This is a genomic window from uncultured Aquitalea sp., from assembly GCF_945957525.1.
Taxonomy (GTDB): Bacteria; Pseudomonadota; Gammaproteobacteria; order Burkholderiales; family Chromobacteriaceae; genus Aquitalea.
On record NZ_CAMFLA010000001.1, the window covers coordinates 66,167 to 86,693 of the forward strand.

Annotated in this window: 19 protein-coding genes and 1 riboswitch; of the genes, 8 read left to right on the forward strand and 11 right to left on the reverse strand. The window is 60.1% G+C overall.

Annotated features, from left to right (window positions below; all coding sequences use genetic code 11):
• Positions 1–3: 3 nt before the first annotated feature.
• The 3 genes from rsmD to Q0P52_RS00400 all read right to left on the reverse strand — a co-directional run bounded on the left by rsmD (position 4) and on the right by Q0P52_RS00400 (position 3,305).
• A complete protein-coding gene (rsmD, locus tag Q0P52_RS00390; RefSeq protein WP_293766081.1) occupies positions 4–567 on the reverse strand; it encodes a 16S rRNA (guanine(966)-N(2))-methyltransferase RsmD in 564 nt (187 codons plus the stop codon).
• A gap of 67 nt (positions 568–634) precedes the next feature.
• Positions 635–1,954: a pitrilysin family protein gene (locus Q0P52_RS00395; protein ID WP_293766080.1), complete on the reverse strand. Its 1,320-nt coding sequence runs from the start codon at positions 1,952–1,954 to the stop codon at positions 635–637.
• Positions 1,944–3,305, reverse strand: a complete 1,362-nt coding sequence (locus tag Q0P52_RS00400) for a pitrilysin family protein (protein WP_293813631.1) — start codon at positions 3,303–3,305, stop codon at positions 1,944–1,946. Before Q0P52_RS00400 ends, Q0P52_RS00395 begins: the two co-directional genes overlap by 11 nt.
• A 74-nt stretch (positions 3,306–3,379) precedes the next feature.
• On the opposite strand from Q0P52_RS00400, the gene ftsY reads away from it, so the two are divergent.
• The 4 genes from ftsY to rpoH all read left to right on the forward strand — a co-directional run bounded on the left by ftsY (position 3,380) and on the right by rpoH (position 7,228).
• On the forward strand, positions 3,380–4,495 hold the full coding sequence (gene ftsY, locus Q0P52_RS00405; protein ID WP_293766078.1) for a signal recognition particle-docking protein FtsY: 1,116 nt from the start codon (positions 3,380–3,382) through the stop codon (positions 4,493–4,495).
• Positions 4,496–4,567: 72 nt separating this feature from the next.
• On the forward strand, positions 4,568–5,221 hold the full coding sequence (ftsE, locus tag Q0P52_RS00410; protein WP_293766077.1) for a cell division ATP-binding protein FtsE: 654 nt from the start codon (positions 4,568–4,570) through the stop codon (positions 5,219–5,221).
• Positions 5,218–6,126 (forward strand): permease-like cell division protein FtsX, encoded by a 909-nt coding sequence (ftsX, locus tag Q0P52_RS00415; RefSeq protein WP_293766076.1) that lies wholly within the window; start codon positions 5,218–5,220, stop codon positions 6,124–6,126. The genes ftsE and ftsX overlap by 4 nt, the downstream gene beginning before the upstream one ends.
• A 238-nt stretch (positions 6,127–6,364) precedes the next feature.
• On the forward strand, positions 6,365–7,228 hold the full coding sequence (gene rpoH, locus Q0P52_RS00420) for an RNA polymerase sigma factor RpoH (RefSeq protein ID WP_293766075.1): 864 nt from the start codon (positions 6,365–6,367) through the stop codon (positions 7,226–7,228).
• 63 nt (positions 7,229–7,291) lie between these two features.
• On the opposite strand, the gene Q0P52_RS00425 is transcribed toward rpoH, so the two are convergent.
• The 4 genes from Q0P52_RS00425 to Q0P52_RS00440 form a co-directional block, all read right to left on the reverse strand.
• Entirely contained in the window at positions 7,292–9,082 is a 1,791-nt protein-coding gene (locus tag Q0P52_RS00425) for a Wzy polymerase domain-containing protein (RefSeq protein WP_293766074.1), read from the reverse strand.
• A gap of 82 nt (positions 9,083–9,164) precedes the next feature.
• Positions 9,165–11,021, reverse strand: coding sequence for an O-antigen ligase family protein (locus tag Q0P52_RS00430; RefSeq protein WP_293766073.1), 1,857 nt, complete (start codon positions 11,019–11,021; stop codon positions 9,165–9,167).
• Between the two features lie 3 nt (positions 11,022–11,024).
• Entirely contained in the window at positions 11,025–11,501 is a 477-nt protein-coding gene (locus tag Q0P52_RS00435; protein WP_293766072.1) for a pilin, read from the reverse strand.
• Between the two features lie 45 nt (positions 11,502–11,546).
• A complete protein-coding gene (locus Q0P52_RS00440) occupies positions 11,547–11,978 on the reverse strand; it encodes a pilin (protein WP_293766071.1) in 432 nt (143 codons plus the stop codon).
• A gap of 191 nt (positions 11,979–12,169) precedes the next feature.
• On the opposite strand from Q0P52_RS00440, the gene bioA reads away from it, so the two are divergent.
• From bioA to proB, 3 genes are all read left to right on the forward strand, one after another.
• Positions 12,170–13,519, forward strand: coding sequence for an adenosylmethionine--8-amino-7-oxononanoate transaminase (gene bioA / locus Q0P52_RS00445; protein WP_293766070.1), 1,350 nt, complete (start codon positions 12,170–12,172; stop codon positions 13,517–13,519).
• A 176-nt stretch (positions 13,520–13,695) separates the two neighbouring features.
• Positions 13,696–15,192, forward strand: a complete 1,497-nt coding sequence (locus tag Q0P52_RS00450) for a hypothetical protein (protein ID WP_293766069.1) — start codon at positions 13,696–13,698, stop codon at positions 15,190–15,192.
• Positions 15,193–15,382: 190 nt separating this feature from the next.
• Entirely contained in the window at positions 15,383–16,501 is a 1,119-nt protein-coding gene (gene proB / locus Q0P52_RS00455; protein WP_293766068.1) for a glutamate 5-kinase, read from the forward strand.
• A gap of 187 nt (positions 16,502–16,688) precedes the next feature.
• Here the strand turns inward: proB and Q0P52_RS00460 are convergent, their stop codons facing one another.
• Positions 16,689–17,132 carry a hypothetical protein gene (locus Q0P52_RS00460; RefSeq protein ID WP_293766067.1) on the reverse strand — a complete coding sequence of 148 codons (444 nt, stop codon included), beginning with the start codon at positions 17,130–17,132 and terminating at the stop codon, positions 16,689–16,691.
• A 183-nt stretch (positions 17,133–17,315) separates the two neighbouring features.
• Positions 17,316–18,350, reverse strand: coding sequence for a Holliday junction branch migration DNA helicase RuvB (gene ruvB, locus Q0P52_RS00465; protein WP_293766066.1), 1,035 nt, complete (start codon positions 18,348–18,350; stop codon positions 17,316–17,318).
• Between the two features lie 158 nt (positions 18,351–18,508).
• On the opposite strand from ruvB, the gene Q0P52_RS00470 reads away from it, so the two are divergent.
• Positions 18,509–18,751 carry a hypothetical protein gene (locus tag Q0P52_RS00470; RefSeq protein WP_293766065.1) on the forward strand — a complete coding sequence of 81 codons (243 nt, stop codon included), beginning with the start codon at positions 18,509–18,511 and terminating at the stop codon, positions 18,749–18,751.
• A 26-nt stretch (positions 18,752–18,777) separates the two neighbouring features.
• On the opposite strand, the gene ribB is transcribed toward Q0P52_RS00470, so the two are convergent.
• Both ribB and ruvA read right to left on the reverse strand, forming a co-directional pair.
• A complete protein-coding gene (gene ribB, locus Q0P52_RS00475) occupies positions 18,778–19,437 on the reverse strand; it encodes a 3,4-dihydroxy-2-butanone-4-phosphate synthase (protein ID WP_293766064.1) in 660 nt (219 codons plus the stop codon).
• Between the two features lie 206 nt (positions 19,438–19,643).
• A riboswitch (FMN riboswitch) is annotated at positions 19,644–19,798 on the reverse strand.
• Between the two features lie 69 nt (positions 19,799–19,867).
• A complete protein-coding gene (gene ruvA, locus Q0P52_RS00480) occupies positions 19,868–20,461 on the reverse strand; it encodes a Holliday junction branch migration protein RuvA (RefSeq protein ID WP_293766063.1) in 594 nt (197 codons plus the stop codon).
• Between the last annotated feature and the right edge of the window lie 66 nt (positions 20,462–20,527).

Below are 20,527 nucleotides of genomic sequence, written 5' to 3' on the forward strand. Positions count from 1 at the left end.
GTGTCAGTGATTCTCTTTGCCCTGATCCGGCTGCAGCAGTCCGAAATGAACAGTGCCGGCCTTGCCCGCGCGCAACGTTTTCCAACCGGGAAACGCCTCAGGCCAGTGTCGCGCCTCGACATACACCAGGCCGTCTTCGGCCAACAAGGGTTCAAGCAGCGGCATTACCTGCTGCAGCAAGTCCGAGTCGTAGGGCGGGTCCAGGAAGATGACATCGAAACGTTCGCGACTGGAGCGCACGAACTGCAGGGCGTCCATGCCCAGCACTTCGATGGCGCCGGCGGCCAGATCGCGCTGATTCGCTTTCAGCGACTCAGCCACCTTGCGCGACTTCTCCACCATCACCACCCGGCGGGCCTCGCGCGAGGCCGCCTCGAACCCCAATGCGCCGCTGCCGGCGAAGAGATCGAGGCACTGCTTGCCGTGCAGGCGCTGGCCGAGCCAGTTGAACAGGGTTTCTCTCACCCGGTCTGGCGTTGGCCGAAGACCTTCCGAATCGGGGAAAGGAAGCAGACGGCGGCGAAAGTCGCCGCCGATGATGCGTACTTTGTTTCTTTGCTGACTCATGCTGCAACCAAATATGTCAAGCGCGCGATTCTACTCTTTTCCGCCGCACCGCGCCTCCCCACTGTCATCAGGGTGCCGCGGGTGTTGCACCTGCCGTCACAAGCGCGAGCTTGTCCGGGTGAATGCGCCGGCGCCACGCGTCACGCACCTGGACCACAGTCAGCTCAGCTACTGCTTTTTGATAATCGTCCAGATAGGTGTCCGGCAGGCTGTATATCCCCATCACGGAAAGGTAGGACAGAAGCTTGGCGTTGCTGTCGTAGCGCAGGGGAAAGCCGCCGAGAATATTGTCTTTGGCCTGTTTCAACTCCGCCTCGGTCGGACCTTGCTCAACAAAATTCGCCAAGGTTTGCCTAACTACCTTCAAGGCGCTGGCGGCCTGATCGTTGCGCGTACTGAGCGACAGCGCGAAAGGCCCAGCCTGTTCCAGCGGTATGAAGTGACTGGACACGCCGTAGGTCAGGCCGCGCTTGGCGCGCACCTCTTCCATCAGTCGCGAGTCGAAGCCGCCACCGCCCAACACATAGTTGCCAACCACCAGCGCGTAATAGTCTGGATCCTCGCGCCGCAGTATCGACGCACCCAAGGCGATGTGCGTCTGCGCCCCGGGGTGGGCGATATGCTCGATCCGCCCGGCAGACTCGGGCACGACAGGGACGTCTCGCCAGGCTGCTGCGCCGCCCTTAGGCAAACCCTGCAGCAGACTGTCCACCACGCGCTGCGCGCCGGCTTTGTCTATATCGCCGACAATCGCCACCACAGCGCCTTGCGCCTGATAGCGCGCGCGCCAGAATGCCAGCAGATCTTCACGGCTGATGCGCCTCAGCGAGCTTGCGTCCTGCCAATCGTCGTTGCCATACGGGTGATGACCGTACATCTGCCGCCCCAGCGCCCGCGCAGCCACTGAGCCACCGTTGTTCAGGGCTTGCTCAAGCCCCTCGATTGCGCTGGCTCTCTCGCGGTCCAGCACCTTTTGCGGGAAGAGCGGCGCTGTCAGCAGCCGGTTGGCCAACGCCAGCGCGCGTTGCTGCAACGCCGGCCGCGTAAGCGTCCGCACCCGGATGCCGGCGGATTCCTGATCGGCAAAAGTGCCGATCTCGGCGGCAATGTCGGCTTGCTCCTTGCGCAGCCTTTCCTCATCCCAACCCGGCGAGCCGGCATCCAGCAAGCCGGCCGTCATGCCGGCCAAGCCCTCTTTGCCTTGCGGATCGCGTCGGCTGCCAGCGTCAAAATCCACGCGCACATCCAGAATCGGGTTGGCATGCGCCTCCACCAGCAGCACGGTAGCGCCTTGCGGGCTGACCCAACGCTGGACATCTAGCGCCCAAGCTCCTTGCGCTGCAACGCACCCCAACAGCACGCCGCCCAACCATGCTTTAACGGACAAAGCTTTCTCCCTTTATATCGTTCTGAGTATCCCTGGAGACCGGCTGCGGCGTCAGCGTGACTACGGTGAGTCGGTCGTCAATCAGCGCGGCGGCCGCTTTTTGCACTTCTGCCGGGGTTACCGCGCGCAAGCGCTGCCGCATGGTGTCTTGATCACGCCAGGAAAAACCGACGGATTCCAGGGTGCCGATTTCCATGGCCTGCGCGAACATCGAATCACGCTGGTAGATCCTTTCCGCGTCCATTTGCAGTCGCACGCGCTCCAGTTCCTGTTCGCCGATGCCGTCCTTGGCGATGCGGGCCACTTGTGCGCGGATGGCGGCTTCCAGCGCGGTATCGGTCTTGTCTGCGGCTCGGCTGGCGATGATGGTAAACAGCGCCCCTCCGCGCCCCAGCGCGTCATAGTTGGCCGAAGCCGACTGGGCAATGCTCTGCTCTCGCACCAGCGTACGCGGCAAGCGGCCTGCGCTATCGCCGCTCAGCACCTCCGCCAGCATGAAGTAGCCATAGGGGTCGGCCAAGTCGATCCGGCTGAGCCTCGGCGCCTGCCAGGCCATGGCGACAAAGCCCAGCCGCGACGGCGCTTTAACGCTGACGCGGCGTATTCCTTTCTGCTCCGGCTCCTGCTGGGGCCTCCGCTCCGGCAAGGCTACGGCAGGCAAGCCGCCGAATTGCTTCTGCGCTTCGGCAAACACGGCCTGCGGCTCCACATCGCCCACCACCACCAAGGTGGCGTTGTTGGGGGCGTACCACTGCCGATACCACTGGCGCGCATCGTCCGGCTTGGTGTGATCAAGATCGTCCATCCAGCCTATCACCGGATAACGCACCGGATTGGCCATGAAGGCATTGGCGTACAGGGCTTCAAACAGGACGCCGGTGGGCTTGTCGTCGGTGCGCCAGCGTCGCTCCTCTTTTACCACCTCCAGCTCTCGCCTGAAGGCGTCGTCGCTGAAAGAAAGGTTGCGCATGCGGTCTGCTTCGAGCTTCATCGCCAGCGGCAGGTGCTTTGCCGCCAGTTGCTGGAAATAAACCGTGTAGTCGCGGCTAGTAAAGGCGTTTTCCTTGCCGCCAGCCTGCGCGATGCGACGAGAGTACTCGCCATCCGGAACGGTGGGCGTGCCCTTGAACATCATGTGTTCCAGCAGATGGGACAAACCGGTATGCCCGTTCACCTCATCCACGCTACCTATGCGGTACCACAGTTGAGACACCACCACCGGCGAACGGGTATCCCGTTCGACAACAATCTTGAATCCGTTGGCCAACGTTTGTTCCTGAGGCGCAGCGGTTGCGCCCAGAGAAAACACGGCACCGCACGCGGCGGCGATCAGTAATATTTTTTTGTTCACGCTCGGTTCTGCCCAATAGCTCATTTAAGGATACAATTTAGCCATTTATCGCACCTCCTTGACTACATTCACGCATGTTTAGTTTCTTCAAGAAAAAGCCCAAGCAGGAAGAGGCGCAAGCGCCCGCCCAGGACAGCACCGCCGACATCGCGCCCGCGACACCTATTATTGACGCCCAGACAGAGGCGCCCGTCGCCCTGCCGGAAGCTGTCGTCCCGCCGCTGCCGGCACTTGCGGAGGAGCCCGCGACAGCCGCAACCGCCGCCGAAGAGCCAGCGCGCAAGCTGAGCTGGACGGAGCGCCTCAAGGCCGGCCTCTCCAAAACACGCGACAAGCTCGGCAAATCGCTGGCAGGCCTGTTTGGCGGCGGCAAAATTGACGAAGACCTCTACGAGGAACTGGAAACCGTACTGCTTACGGCCGACATGGGCGTGGACGCCACGGTGCATCTGCTGAAGGATGTGCGCGAGCGCGTATCGCTGAGTGGCCTGAAAGACGCTTCCGAGCTGAAAGGCGCACTGAAGGACTCACTCAACCAGTTGATCCAGCCCTTGGAAAAACCGCTGGATGTCAGCGGCAAGAAGCCCTTTGTCATCATGATGGCCGGCGTCAACGGCGCGGGCAAAACCACCTCCATCGGCAAACTAGCCAAGTATTATCAGCAGCAAGGCAAGAGCGTGCTGCTGGCCGCCGGCGACACTTTCCGCGCGGCCGCCCGCGAGCAACTGCTGGCCTGGGGCGAACGCAACAACGTGACCGTCATCGCCCAGCAAGGCGGCGATGCAGCCGCAGTGTGCTATGACGCCATCCAGGCGGCCATGGCGCGCGGCATCGACATCGTGCTGGCGGATACCGCCGGCCGACTGCCGACCCAGCTGCATCTGATGGAAGAAATCAAGAAGGTGAAGCGCGTCATCCAGAAAGCCCTGCCGGACGCGCCGCATGAAATCATTCTGGTGCTGGACGCCAACATCGGTCAGAACGCCATCAATCAGGTAAAAGTGTTCGATGACGCGCTGGGCCTCACCGGCCTCATCCTCACCAAGCTGGACGGCACTGCCAAGGGCGGCGTGATTGCCGGCATCGCCAAACAGCGCCCGGTGCCGCTGCGCTTTATCGGCGTGGGCGAAAGCATTGACGATCTGCGTCCTTTCAACTGCAAGGACTACGTGGACGCCCTGTTCGACTAAGCCGCCGGCTGCCCGTCATCGCGACCGGCCCCTCGCGGCCGGTCATCGTGGATCCAAGGGGGATTACACCGCATGATTCAGTTTGACCAGGTCACCAAGCGTTACCCCGGTGGCAAAGAAGCCCTGAAGAACCTCTCCTTCACCATCGATACCGGCGAGATGGTGTTCCTCGCCGGTCACTCCGGCGCCGGTAAGTCCACCCTGCTCAAACTGGTGGCCGGCATCGAACGCGCCACCAATGGCGGCGTGATCGTCAACGGTCAGAACCTGACCAAGCTGCGCGCCAGCCAGATTCCTTACGTTCGCCAGCATATCGGTATGGTGTTTCAGGATCACAAGCTGCTGTTTGACCGCAGCGTGTTCGACAACGTCATGCTGCCGCTGGACATCATTGGCTTCGATCGCCGCGACGCCGCGCGCCGGGTACGCGCCGCGCTGGATAAAGTGGGGCTGCTTTCCCGCGAAAAAACCATGCCGATCAATCTGTCCGGCGGCGAGCAGCAACGTCTGTGCATAGCCCGCGCCGTGGTGCATCGCCCCAGCCTGCTGCTGGCGGACGAGCCTTCGGCCAACCTCGACCGCGCCTACGCGCTGGACATCATGGAGTTGTTCAAATCCTTCCATCAAGTAGGCGTCACCGTGGTGATTTCCGCCCACGACGAAACCCTGATGGAAGACTACGGACGCCGCATCATCCGGTTGAAGGAAGGACAGTTCGCCGCATGAAACACTTCTTCTATTTGCACTGGCAAAGCGCCCGCTCCGCGCTGGGAAAAATCCTGCGTCAGCCTTTCGGCAGCCTGCTCACCCTGCTGATGCTGTCCATGGCGCTGGCCCTGCCGCTCTCGCTCTACTTGTCCATCAGCAGCCTGCAAGACTGGGTAGGGCACCTGACCGCCACTCCGCAGATCACCCTGTTCATGGAACAATCGGCCGAAGAGGCCGACCTCGCCGCCGTTTCCGGCACCCTGACCAAACACCCAAAGGTGCAAAGTTTCCGTTTTGTCGGCCGCCAGCAAGCGCTGAACGATCTGGAAAAACGCAACGGCCTGCAAGGCCTGTCGGAGGGACTTACCGACAACCCTCTGCCGGATGCCTTCATCGTGACGCCCAAGTCGCTGGAACCGCACGAACTGGAAATGCTGCAAAAGGAACTGTCGGGTTTGCCAATGGTGGAAACCGCGCAGTTTGACGCCAACTGGGCCAAGCGGCTGTATGGCATGGTGGAGATGGGCAAGAAACTGACGCTGTTTGTCGGCGCGGCGCTGGGCATCGCGCTGATTCTGGTCACCCACAACGCCGTCCGCATGCAGATTCTGGCGCGGCGAGACGAAATCGAAGTCTCCAAACTGATTGGCGCACCGGACAGTTTCATCCGTCGTCCTTTCATGTACCACGCCATGTGGCAAGGTATACTGGCCGGCCTGGCCGCCTGGGGGCTGACTTGCTGGCTGGTTTATTCGGCCAACCCCGCCATTGCGGAATTCGCCCGCCTCTACAACGAGCGCGTTGAACTGCGCATGCTGACGCCGCTGGAGCTGCTGGCGGTGCTGGCCATTGCCGCCGTGCTGGCCATGACCGGCGCGCGACTGGCCGCAGACCATCATCTGCGCCAGATCCATCCGCGCTGAAAACCACCATGCCGGGCGGCGCGCCCCGCCTACAGCTTAAGACTTGTTAACAGGATGCCGCCCCAGCTTAAGGCGGCATTCATTTTTTCCTGTCTTAATGATCAGCATTGTCTGCAAAGGCCTAAAGAATTTCCCTATCAGCGTGATAGGAATATTCATTGACGGTGGAACCTTTTCTTGCTAGCACTCTCCATAGACGAGTGCTAAGATTGCACTACCCAAGGAGGTAGTTAGACCGATGACCACTACATTTGCCCTGCCCGTCCCGTCTTCCAGCGGCAGTCTGGAGCAATACATCCAGGCCGTTAACAGCGTACCCATGCTGACGCAAGAACAGGAGTCCGAGCTTGCAACGCGTTTCCAGAGCGACAACGATCTGGAAGCCGCGCGCCAGCTGGTGCTGTCGCATCTGCGAGTGGTGGTGTCCATCTCCCGTGGTTACGCCGGCTACGGCCTGCCTCAGGCCGACCTGATCCAGGAAGGCAATATCGGCCTGATGAAGGCGGTAAAGCGCTTCGAACCGGGCCGCGGCGTGCGCCTGTTTTCTTTCGCCGTACACTGGATCAAGGCCGAAATCCACGAATTCATCCTGCGCAACTGGCGTCTGGTGCGCATTGCCACCACCAAGCCGCAACGCAAACTTTTCTTCAATCTGCGCAGCATGAAGAGCAGCTTTTCCGCGCTGAGCGAAAATGAAGCCCGTCAGATCGCCGAAGATTTGGGCGTCAAGCCGGAAGAAGTCCGCGAGATGGAAACCCGCATGAGCGGTCAGGACATTGCGCTGATGGCCGATGAAGGCGATGACGAAGGCTACGCCCCGATCGACTGGCTGGCCGATGCCCACAACGAGCCCACCCGCGCGCTGGAACGCAAGGCTTTCGATCACTTGCAAACCGAGGGTCTGGAATACGCCCTGTCCTCTCTGGACGCACGCAGTCGCCGCATTGTTGAAGCACGCTGGCTGGCCGACGACGGCGGTGCGACGCTGCATGAACTGGCCGCCGAATTCGGTGTATCCGCCGAGCGCATTCGCCAGATCGAGGCCAAGGCTCTGACCAAGATGAAAACCGCGCTGAGCCAAGGCGTTGTCATCGACGCCTGACCCGCGATAGACCCAAGAAAAAAGCCCCGCATTGCGGGGCTTTCCTTTTGCGCCATCGTCGACTTACTCGTCTTCGCCGCCCCGGTATTTGGCCGGCAGCTTGTCATAGACTTTCTGTGCTTCTTCGTGCAACGGCGCCCAGACCGGCACCGTTTCATCGATATCATCCAGATAGTTCTTGGCGTAAGTCGGGAACGAAGCCAAGGCGGTGCGAACGGTTTGCTTGGCTTCCTCTTCGCGGCCAGCCAGCGCCTGCATCTGCGCTTTCTTCATCATCACGTCCGGGTAGGGACGGAACGCCGTCAGACGCTCTTCCCAAGCCAGCTTGGCCTGCAAATTATCCTTGCTGGCCACCAGATAATCATCCAGCGTCGACATGGCGTGATACGCGAACAACGGCTTTTGTTCAACGATTTCGGCCAATCTTGCTTCGCGCTTGACGTCGCGGGCTTGATTGCCGGTTTGCGTGTAAAGACCGACCAGTTCGTTGTAGGTGGACCACGTACTCACCGACATATAGGCGATGCCCGCCAGCACCAACAGCCACACCAACCGCGCTGCGCGGCCTGCACTGCGGACATACACTGGCGACAATGTAGAGAACACTACCAGCATGGCAAGGAAATACAGATACCACAGCGGGTACTCCAGCATGCTGTGGATCAGCGTGACCGAAATGCAACCCAGCGCCAGCAAACCTTCCGGCTCCGCCTTGCGCGTAAAGAAGGGCACAATCACCCAGGCAAAACCACCAAAAACCAGCAGCGTTACCGGCAAACCCATTTCCACCAGCAGCTGCAGCACCAGATTGTGGCAATTGGTGAACAAGCCGCTGTTGAAACCGGCGGAAGCAAACTGCGGCAGCGGCTGCAGCGCCACGCTCTGCGCCGCGTACTGCGACCAGCCCACACCCCATAAAGGATGCGCCGTGAATGCCATCCAGGCCTTGCCCATCTCCGCAATGCGGCGGGAGCCCATGTCATCGCCATTCGCCGCCAGTCGCGCCACACCCGAGGTGTTGGTAACAGCACTATGGGTAAACAGCTCGATCAGATGATTCACCAAAGGCACGCAAAACTGGATGACGAAAATCGTCACGCACGCCAGCACCATGCTTAGCAACATGCGACGTGATTCGAAACTGCGCAGCCGCCAGTGCCACAAGCCGGCCAATACAGACAAGGCCACCAGATATAACAATGTTGTGCGCGAGGCAGCATAGGCCAGCATCAGGCCCAGCCACAGCACCAGCGCCATCAGCGCGCCGCGCCCAAGCCGATCGCGGCCAAACAGATAGACCCCGCTGACAATGGACCACATCAGATAGTGGGCATACTGATTGCGCTGGCCGATATGACCAAAGATATTCGTAGTGGGATGGGAGCCGTCGTAAAACAGGCCCAAAGTTGACGCCAGTCCGGTTAGCTGAGCCAGGCCGATCAAGGACTGAATCAAACCACCGACAATCACCGCGCGCGCCAGCCAGACGGCAAATTCTTCCTGACCGATATCACGCTGCAGACTCCACGCCACGCACGCCAGCAAACCCAAGGCCAGCCAAGCCAGTGCCACCGCGTAAGTCATGCCGGGAAACAGCGCCTTGACCAACCAGGGCTGCACTGCCCACAGCGCAGCCAGCCCCAGGCACCACCACGCCGCCCGCGGCACTTCGGCAAACAGGCGTCCGTTCAGCAGCAGGCACAGTGCCGCAACCAGCATCAGCCACACCACATTCATCTCGCCGAACCATTGCGGCAAGGGCACGTAATGCACACGGGAAGCAAAGGGCACGAATGCGATCAGACAGCAGGCCAGCAAGGCCAGCCGCCTTGATAATGAAGACAGGGACATCATGGTGTTGAGCCGAATTCGAAAACGGAAGGATACCGGATGCGTGACCGAAAGGACACCGGCAGCCTAAGGCTGCCGGGTTTCGTCAGAACGTAAACAAAGGCTTGCGGGTGACGGGTGCGGCAACTGTCATGATGGCGGCGACCCGTCCCGGATCGGTATCGAAGCCTTTAGCCGCATATGCAAACAAGGCTTTTTGCGCGACCTCAAGCAACGGCGCATAAGCAGGCTCATTTGCCGTAGACATCACAATTACCATGCTCCTGATATCGTCGGGATTATTGGCAATCCCGATTTTTAAATACCGTAATGCTTTTTCCTTGTCTCCATTCAACGCATGCAACATCGCGGACTTAGCAAGCACTTCAGAATAAGGACGATAGCTAACCAAACTATCGAACAATGCAAGCTTCAACTCAAGATTATCTCTTGTCGGCTGAATAAAGGGCACCAGCACAAGATTGGCATCATTAGTCCAGAGTGGATTTGACGCAATTTTTACAAGCCTCTTGATCACCTGTTCATTTTTTTCTACCGACGTTGACGGCCTCGCATCATGCGTGATGAAACGAAACTTCTCCAATCCATCAATTGCGTAAAAAATCGATCCAAGCGCCATAAAAAGACACAGCCAAGACAACAATTTTTTCCCTCCGGTTTTTGACGCACCGATTGGCTGCACCAGGGAGCAAACAATCACCAGCATACCCAGGAAAGGCAGGTACCAAAGGGGATACTCCAACATACTATGGCAAAGAATCACCAATGCCAGCAGTGAGAGAAAAACGTTCTCTAGGCTGGCATGTTTTTTCTGAAACAGAGGCATCATTGCTGCCAAAATTCCAACAACCACAATCAGCAAGCCCAAGAGTCCTGTTTCTGCCAACAATTGTAGAAACAGATTATGGCACTGCGTAAATAGAGCCCCCTCTGGAACTTTCTCGAAACCTGCAAAAGCCTCCGCCACAGTTGAGTAGCTGGCATAGCCGGACAAACCCAAACCCAGAAAAGGGTGTGCAAGAAAGGCATCGAAAGCTTTTGCCCATTCTATTCTGCGGCGCAATCCGAAGCCGGCTGCAAAAAAACGATTTACACCGCTTTCGGCAGTGACAGGCAATCCGAACTTGTTCAAAAGGTGAACAATTTCTGTATTGAAAAATTGAGCAGACAAAATAATCACAACAGCAATCAGCAATACAGTACGTAAGCGGCGCAAGGAAGCATCCTCTGGCAGCCGCCAACGCCAGTAAAAAATCACCCCTGCGGTTAGCAGACAATAGAGCAAGACTGTGCGCGAGCCCGACCATGACATGATCAGAGCAAAAAAAACCACCAATGGGAAAAACAGGAAAAAACGCAGGCGACCGACCGCCACTAGGTAACAAGCGGACAAGCACCCCCACATCATGAAGTCGCTGAACAGATTACGCTGACCAAAATTGCCGAACACTACATGGTAATCGGTCGAGACATAGACAACCCAACCATGGAACAAAGGCTCCATATGCAGGAATTGAATCAGGCCAATGCAGGCTTGCAGGCAGGCAAAAAATAGTACTGCAGCAGCCAGTTCGGGGAGATGCTGTCTGATGCTCAACCGATTCCCCGACACGACCAAGCTCAGGAAAAACATCAGTAGCAAAGTGGCCGCTTGCTGAAAGTTATTGATCAGCGCAAGAGACAAAGCCTGCAGCAACAGGAAAGCCAAGATGGCGATATTAAAAGGGGTAAATTCCAGCTGCTTGCGCCAATGCACCAACAAGAAGCATCCGGCCAGTAAAACGAAAGTCGTATCCGTTACCCAGTCGCCGAGAGGGGCATAGCGAAAGCAGCTTAAAAACGGTAGGCCAACCATCAAACCTAACCACCAGCCATTCAACCCGCGTATTTTATTTTGCATAGCAAAAAGGGAGCCCACAGGCTCCCTCGATTTAAAGTACATTAATTAACTGCGGCAATTGGCCGGCAACCAGTTGGTGGACATGCTGGTGCCCGAACCAGCTGCACACGTCCATGTCACGCCACCGGTACCAGCAGTACCCGCCAGTACAACAGTAGCCCCGCTAAGTACTTTGGAATTGTAGGTGATAGTAATGGTCGCTGTATTGGACGCGGTACTGGCAGCGAACACCTTAGTGACTGCATTACCAACGATACTTGTTGCTGCAGGCAGACCAAAACCATTACCCGCGTTGGTATTGTCTTGGTTAGCTGATTGCGAATTCTGGAAAGTGCCGTTGGATGCGTAGTACTCGGTTACGGCAGTTTTGGAGGCTGCAGCCAGACTCAGACCTTCGGTCACATGTGCGCGCTTGGTGTAATCCTGATACGCCGGAATCGCGATGGCAGCCAGAATACCGATAATGGCCACCACGATCATCAGTTCGATCAGCGTGAAACCTTGTTGGAGTTGCTTCTTCATCGTTACATCCCTTCTACTGGTTATGGCTTGCGCCAAAAGATTAAATCATCCTCTGCAGCTGGTGGGCAAATAACCCGTCTGTGGCGCACTGGCAATGCAATTCCATTGTACGCCGCCGCTGCCTAGCGTTGGTTGGAGCGTAACGCTCAGATTGGGCGCCACGCTTGTACTGTCAAAATTCACCACGATGACGCTTGCCGTACCCGAGGACACAATCTGTAAACCGGTCACATACTTGGTAGCATACGAACTAGCTAAATTCAGCCCTGCTGAAGTATTGTTTGCCGGCCACGCTCCAGTTGCAGCATAAGACTCCATCATCGCAGACTTTGCCGCATCAGCTGCAACCAAACCCTCGGCTACTTTTGAACGTATCGTGTACTGCTGATAAAACGGTATCGCAATCGCCGCCAAGATGCCGATGATGGCAACAACGATCATCAGTTCTATCAGAGTAAAGCCCTTATTGCCCCGCATGACCCTCTCCGTGGTATGCATGCCGCACTATCAGCAGGAAGCGTGCCAGCCCAGTTTCACTGGCAAATGCCGCCTTTGCTGGCAGGGCTATCGGTCGCTAGCTGGCAAAAAGTGACGTTTTTTGTCAGTCTTTTCCTGTCAACTAGCATGATAGCATCACCGATCTTTACAGAAATTACTGGAACCGCTTCATGAACAATGCCGACTGGCTGAGCCGCACGCACCAACATGTCTGGCACCCCTGCACGCAGATGAAGCGCCACGAGGCATTTCCTCTGGTGCCAATTCGTCGTGGCGACGGCATCTGGCTGGAGGACTTCAACGGCAAGCGCTATCTGGATGCGGTGAGCTCCTGGTGGGTGAATCTGTTCGGCCACGGTCATCCCCGCATCAAGAACGCCATCAAGCAGCAGCTGGATGAGTTGGAACACGTCATCCTGGCGGGTTTCACCCATCAACCGGTAGTCGAGCTTTCCGAGAAACTGTGCGAACTGAGCGGTCTGGATCGGGCTTTTTACGGCTCGGATGGCGCCAGCGCGACGGAAATCGCACTGAAAATGAGCTTCCATTACTGGAAGAATCACGGCATGGCGGAGAAGTGCCGCTTTGTCAGCCTGGAAAACAGCTATCACGGCGAGACGGTAGGCGCGCTGGCGGTGACGGATGTGCCGCTGTTTTCCGCCACTTACGCCGAGCTGGTAAAGCCCGGCATCCGGGTGCCGACGCCGGATACGCGGCAGGCGCGGGACGGCGAGTCTTCGGCCGACGTCGCGCTACGCGCAGCCGGCGCACTGGAAAACGTGCTGGCCAAGCAAGGGCACGCCATTGCTGCCGTGATTGTGGAGCCGCTGGTGCAGGGTGCGGCGGGCATGGCGATGTATGACCCGGTGTACCTCTCCCGACTGCGCGAACTTTGCGACCGCTATCAGGTGCATTTGATTGCTGACGAAATCGCCGTTGGTTTTGGCCGCACCGGCTCCTTGTTTGCCTGTCAGCAAGCCGGCATCACGCCTGACTTTCTTTGCCTGTCGAAAGGCATTACCGGCGGTTTTTTGCCGCTGTCGTGCGTGCTGACCACCGACAAGGTGTATCAGGCCTTCTATCATGACGAGGTGAGCCGCGGCTTTCTGCACTCTCACAGCTACACCGGCAACGCCCTGGCCTGCCGCGCCGCGCTGGAAGTGCTGGCGATGTTTGCCGAAGAAAACGTGCTGGACAACAACCGCCAGAAAGCTGTGCTGTTCAACGATATTCTGACACCGCTACGCAACCGTCCGGATGTCCGCCACTTCCGCCATGTGGGTATGATCTGGGCTTTTGACGTAGACAGCCCGCGCGCCGATTTTGCGCAGGCCTTCTTCGCCGCCATGTTGCAACGTGGTTGCCTGGTCCGCCCCATCGGCAAGACGGTGTATTTCATGCCGCCTTATTGCATTGAGACTGGCGAGATGAGAAAGCTGTGCGAAGACACGCTGGCGGTGCTGGATGATCTGCGTCAAACGGAAGGCGATTTGAGCAAAGACTCAACCGCCCTGCCCTGATTCCACCCTTGTCGCGCGCTATTGCATTCACCTAGCATGAGTCGGACACTGGACGAAGGGACACTTTCCGCGGCGTGCTCGGCGTGCTTGCAAAGCAAGCCGGTTGGGCGCGCCTAGTGACGCGATTAGGGAGCATGATGCAGCTGGCCTTGCCCGACCTGGATATGGATCCGAGATTGGTAGACACAAATACTGACAGCGTTGCCGAGTGGATTGACCGGCTGCCTTACACCGACCTGCACGAATGCGGGCGTCAGTTGCTTGACGCGCTGCAGACCCTTTCGCGCACGCCGCTGGATGGCGCGCAGCGTCACAAACTGCTCAATCTTTATCTTGGCGCACTGGATCGTTACTACCCGGTGCTGGAAACCGAAATCCTGCAGCACGACCTCACCACCCAGCCGCGCATCCGCCAGCTGGCGGTGGTGGGCGTGGCGCTGTTCGAGCACATTTTCATCGCCTTCAAACAAACCTTGGCAGAACGGCTGAGCAAGCGGGGCCTGCTGGAGCGCGACCAGCCGCGCATTCTGCTGCTGGTCAACACCATGATGGCGGCACGGCAACTGCTGAACATTTGCTGCCAGAGTTATTCTCCGGTGCCCAAGGGCTTCTGGATTGATTGCCACCAGTTGTACAGCTTTGCGCTGGCGCGCGGCTGGCAAGACAAACATCTTGAAAACGACGACCCCATTGATGTGATCTACCGGCAGATATTGCTGCTGGGTCTGACCTCCACCAACCGGCTGTCGCTGCCGGAAATGGTGTTTGCCAAACAATTGATCATGGACCTGTCCCGTCAGAACCAGTTGGTGCCGGTAGAAGCCATTCAAGGCACCGTCCACGGCTATCTGGTGGACTCCCAACGCGATGAACCGCCGCGTTTTCTGCGCATACAGTGCGAGACACTGGAAGCAGGCTGCTACATGCTGGATCTGGCACCGGCGCTTGCGGTGCTGGAACACAGCATCGAACAGTTGGGCAAGGCACAGCCGGGCAATACGCCCGGCCAACTGTACGATGAAATGGCCTTGCTCACCGCGCTGGCCACCGAGTGGCAGCAACCGCGTCGACGCCGCCATCAGCGCATGCCGCTGCAAGAGGTGATCGAGCTGGTTTCCTCCGTGCCCGGCATCTGGTTCCGCGCCAACGGCATGAGCTGGGTGCAAGCCGGCAATGAAGCTGCCGCGCCCTCTCCCGCCACCCGCAATCCACCGCCACCCAGCCTGTTTGTGGTGCTGAACCAGAGCGCCAACGGCTACCTCCTGCGCGGCCAGCCGCGCGGTCAGACCTTGCGTGCCGGCGAAGTAGTGCTGCTGACGCCGCCGGGCAAGCCAGACACCAGCCAGCTGTGCATGGTCTGCTGGGTATCCCTGCTGCCCGACGGGCTGGACGTGGAGTGCGGCGTGGAAATCATCGGCAAACTACCGGATGCTGTCATGACCATGCCCAGCATCACCCACCCCTCCGATACGCCGCAATACGCCTTGCGCTTGCCGGCCATGCCCGTGCTGCGCCGTCCTGCTCTGCTATTGATGCAAGGCCGGCCTTTCAGTCGTCTGCGCGAATTCCGCCTGTGGGCGGATGGCCGAGAAGAATTGATCCGCGTTTCCCGCCTGGATCGCCAGTCGCCGCATTTTCAGGTGATGGAATTCAAGGACAGCGACCACTTCTAAGGCGCCACTCTCGCCGTCCGCACTTGCCGACTCGAAACGGCATCGGCAACCATGCTGCTTGCCTAGCACGTTGCCGCCCAGACTCCGGGGCGCGACCGGCTTTGCGCAAGGTCAGACAGCGCCCCGCCCGCCGGGGCGGTTTTGCGCTACACTGACCGATTCGTTGAATACCCTTCAGAGGATGGTTGTTATGCGTTCGGTGATTCATGCCGCGAGCCGTATCGTGGTCAAGGTGGGTTCCAGCCTGGTAACCAACGACGGCAAGGGGCTGGACCAGACCGCGCTGGCGCGCTGGGCCGCCGAAATCGCCGATCTCAAGCGTCGCGGCAAGCAAGTGGTGCTGGTTTCCAGCGGCGCCATCGCCGAAGGCTGTCAACGGCTGGGCTGGTCGGTTCGCCCCAAGGGCGTGCACGAACTGCAAGCCGCCGCCGCCGTGGGCCAGATGGGCCTGTGCCAAGCGTATGAAACCGCCTTTCGCGAGCACGGCCTCAAAACCGCGCAGATTCTCCTCACGCATGAGGATCTGGCCGATCGCACCCGCTATCTCAACGCCCGTTCCACCCTCACCACGCTGCTGAATCTCAACGTGGTGCCCATCATCAATGAAAACGACACGGTGGTGACCGATGAGATCCGCTTCGGCGACAACGACACGCTGGGCGCGCTGGTGACCAACCTCATCGAAGCCGACGCGCTGGTGATTCTCACCGACCAGCTGGGCCTGTATACCGCCGACCCGCGCAAGCACCCCGATGCTGAGTTCGTGCATGAAGCTCAGGCCGGCGAGCCGGCGCTGGAAGAGATGGCCGGCGGCGCGGGTTCCAGCGTGGGCACCGGCGGCATGATCACCAAGATTCTCGCCGCCAAGCGGTCCGCCCGCAGCGGGGCGGCCACGGTTATCGCCTGTGGCCGCGAGCACGACGTGCTGTCGCGCCTGGCCGACGGCGAAGGCATCGGCACACAGCTGCTGGCCCCCACCAATCGCATGGCCGCGCGCAAGCAATGGCTGGCGGATCACCTCAAACTGAGCGGCCGCATCGTGCTGGACGCCGGCGCGGCGCAAGCCGTGCGCGAACGGGGCACCAGTCTGTTGCCGGTAGGCGTCACGGCGGTGGAGGGGGAGTTCCTGCGTGGCGAGGCGGTGGCCTGCGTCGACCCACAGGGCGAAGAAGTGGCCCGCGGCCTGGTCAACTACAGCTCGGACGAAGCGCGCCTGATCATGAAGAAAACCACCCGCGAGATCGAAACCGCGCTGGGCTATATGGTGGAGCCGGAGCTGATTCATCGCGACAATATGGTGGCGCTGTAAACGCGCCCGCCGGTTTCAGCACCCTTCACAAAGCCCGCTCTCGCGGGCTTTTGCTTGTTGCCGCCATGCCCTCGCGCAGCCCTTCGGCCAACCTCGGCCAGACTGGCTCACTACCGGCCGATCCGGCACACAAAAAAGGCGACCGTAGTCGCCTTTTTTCTTTGTCTGCACTGCCCGTTGACCGGGCTTACGCCTGCTCCTGACCAGACGCGCTGTCTTCCGACGTTTCCAGGGCCATCTCCTTGCGACGACGCACTTCCAGCGCGCGGGCAATGACGTAAGCCATCATCGAACACAAGAAAAACAGCAACATCACCAGCGCGATAGAACGCAGGGTTTCCGTCAGCGTGGACCACATTTCCAGCAGCCAGCGCGGACCGGTCAGATCCAGCTGGCCCGCGCCCTTGCCCGGCGCCGGCGGCAGATATTGCTCGAGGTTCCAGGTGCGCACGCCGCCGGAGATACCAGCCACCAGGATGGCGAAACTGACGTAGCGTCGCCAAGCGTCGGCCAGGTCCTGCCCCAGCGTGCGCTGCAAAATCTTGTAAACGGCCGGATCAAAAAAACGGACTACCGCGATGGATGTGGCCAGCGACACGACCACAATTGCACCGAACAGTGCAAAAAACATGATGACTCTCCCGCAAAGCGTGGAAATGGACAAGCCCGCGTCAAGGCGGGCATGGCTGCATTCTACGCCGATGGCGCGCGCGTGGAACAGCGGATTCGCTTGCGACAAGGCAAATCCGCGCCGGAGGCTGACTGGCCGCAACACTGACGGCCAATACGCATGCGGGGAGCCTGTCGCGCCGGCTCAGCCTTTGAGTGGCAGACCGAAGTGGGTATAGGCCAGCGAGGTGGCCATGCGGCCGCGCGGCGTGCGCTGCAGATAGCCTTGCTGGATGAGGAAGGGTTCGATGACGTCTTCGATGGTATCGGTGGATTCGCCAATGGCGGCGGCCACGTTGTCCAGCCCCACCGGCCCGCCGTCGAACTTATCCAGAATCGCCTGCAGCAGCTTGCGGTCCATGATGTCCAGACCCGCCGGGTCCACATCCAGCATCTGCAGCGCTGCGTCCGCCACGGCGGCGGTCACGACGCCATCGGAGCGTACCTCGGCATAGTCGCGCACACGGCGCAGCAAGCGGTTGGCAATGCGCGGCGTGCCGCGACTGCGACGCGCCACTTCAAATGCGCCGTTTTCCGCGAGGGTAACGTTCAGCAGGCCGGCCGAGCGGCTGACAATGCGCGTCAGCTCTTCCGCCGTATAAAACTCCAACCGCGCCACAATACCGAAGCGGTCGCGCAAGGGGTTGGTCAGCATGCCGGCGCGGGTGGTGGCGCCCACCAACGTGAAGGGCGGCAGGTCCAGCTTGACAGAACGGGCGGCCGGGCCTTCGCCGATCATGATGTCGATCTGGTAATCCTCCAGCGCCGGGTAGAGGATTTCCTCCACCACCGGGCTCAGGCGGTGGATTTCATCGATGAACAGCACATCGTGCGGCTCCAGATTGGTCAGCAGCGCCGCCAGATCTCCGGCGCGTTCCAGCACCGGACCGGAGGTTTGCCGAAGGTTCACGCCCATCTCGCGCGCCACGATGTGCGCCAGCGTGGTTTTGCCCAGGCCCGGCGGGCCGAACAGCAACACGTGGTCCAGCGCCTCGCCGCGCCGTTTGGCGGCCTCGATGAAGATTTGCAGCTGTTCGCGCGCTTTTTTCTGACCGACGTATTCGTCCAGCTGCTTGGGGCGCAGCGCGCGCTCCAGCGCCTCTTCCTGACTGGACAGGCTTTGCTGGGTAACGATGCGGCGCTCCGGCGCGCCGCCGATCAGGTTGTCGGTTTCAATCATCGGACGAGGACCGGCTGGGAAGAATCAAACCGCGATTCTAGCATTTGCCGCCCAGCGCCGCAGTGACGGACGCAGACGGGGTTTGCCATCACCGGAAAGATGGTCTTTTATGGAAGAATACCTGCCCCTATAGACCTTGCTATCGGCCGGAGGCCGTCATGCCGCGCCTTGTCATTGAAAAATACGATGGAAATGTTTTGCTGGAACGCCAGTCCGTACCCTCGTTGGTACTGGCCATGCTGGATAGCGTGCTTCCGCCCGGCGGAGTGGAAGCGCTGGAGCGGCAAGGCATCGCTGTCAGCGCTTTTCGCGAAGCCAGCCGTGAAGGGCGGCCCTACTCCCAAACGGTGGACATTAAGGAAAAGGGTCAGCCGATCCGGATGGTGATCACCCTCGACTGACCCCGCGCGCCGGATTTATCCGCCGTTTACACCCCTTCGGCCAACACGGTGTCGCGAGCACGCCATTGCGCCAGCTCGTCCACCGTCAACCTCAGCAACCCTTCGCGCTCGGCATAGGCGCGCACGGCGTCGCCGCGCAGCATCTCGCCGGCATCGTTCATCAGCTCCACCAGCACCGCGGCGGGTTGCAGTCCCGCCAGCCGCGCCAGATCCACGGCGGCCTCGGTATGGCCCCGCCGTTCCAGCACGCCGCCCTCCCGGGCCACCAACGGAAAGACATGACCGGGACTGACGATGTGCGCGGCTTGCGCATCCGCCGCGACGGCGGCGCGGATGGTGGCCACCCGGTCCGCCGCGCTGACGCCGGTGCTGACGCCGGTTGCGGCTTCGATACTGACCGTGAAGGCGGTGCCGTGCCGGCTGCGATTGTTCTCCACCATCGGGCGCAAGCCAAGCCGGCGCGCGTGGGCGGCGGTCAGGCACAGGCAGACAATGCCGCTGCCGTCGCGGATCATGCGCGCCATCTCCGGCCGGGTCAGCGTATCCGCGGCCAGAATGAGATCCGCCTCGTTCTCGCGGTCGTCATCGTCCTGCACCACAACAGGCCGCCCGGCGCGCAAGGCTTGCAAGGCGAGAGTCAAACGTTGGGGGAAATCATGCGCTACTGCATGGGGTAAATCAGACATGGAAACGGTCCTCATTGAATGACGTTGAGAAACACGTTCCAGGGCAAGCGGGGACAGCGGTTGCAACGCGGCAACCGGCAAGGCCTGAGCGGCGCGTACAGCTACCCGCGCACGACATCGTCCGGCCGGGAACCCGCTTCGCTCCCCGGCGGCGGCCGGCAAGAAGCCTGAAGCAAAGGCAATCGACCACGCTGTCATTGCGCGGCTGTCATCTTCTTTCATCCGGACTGTTACCGTCGGCTCCGGCCTTGAACCGGATCTGCTGACCCCCTGCCTGGCAGGGGCGCTCGCGGGCTCGACACTGGCTTGCGCCAGACATCATACCGCCGGTGGGGAATTGCACCCCGCCCTGAAGACGTCGCGGCCGCCATCAAGGCCGCCGCGGTTCGAGTATATCAGCCGGGCCGGCCTCTGCCAGCCCGCCGACGCCTCAGCCCTTCATCAGACCCTTGAGCGCCAGTCTCACCCCGTCGCTCACCGTCACCTCGGCAGGCAGGGTTTTGGTGGCGGCTGCGGCTTCTTTCTCGTTGTAACCCAGCGCCAGCAGCGCGTTGACGATGTCGCTCTTCTCGTCCGGCGTGGCAGCGAAAGGCAAGCCGCCCGGCACCGCCAGATTACTGCCGGTAGCCAGCTTGCCGCGCAGCTCAAGCACCAGCCGCTCGGCGGTTTTCTTGCCGATGCCAGGCACGGAGGACAAGCGCTTGATGTCCTCCGCCGCCACCGCCACCGCCAGCTCGTCCGCCGTCATGCCGGAAAGGATGGCCAGCGCGATCTTGGCGCCGATGCCAGTGACGCGGATCAGCTGGCGGAAGGTTTGCCGCTCCTCTTTGCTGGCGAAGCCAAACAAGAGATGTGCGTCTTCGCGCACCACCAGATGGGTGAACAAAGTGGTTTTCTGTCCCAGGGCGGGCAACTGGTAGAAGGTGGTCATCGGCACATCCACTTCGTAGCCTACGCCGTTGACGTCCACCACCACTTGCGGCGGCTGCTTTTCAATGAGGTTGCCGCTGAGGCGTCCGATCATGCTGCTCTCTCTGTCTGAATGGTAATCGGCGGCAACGCTGCGCTCTGGCCCTGCCGATATACCGGC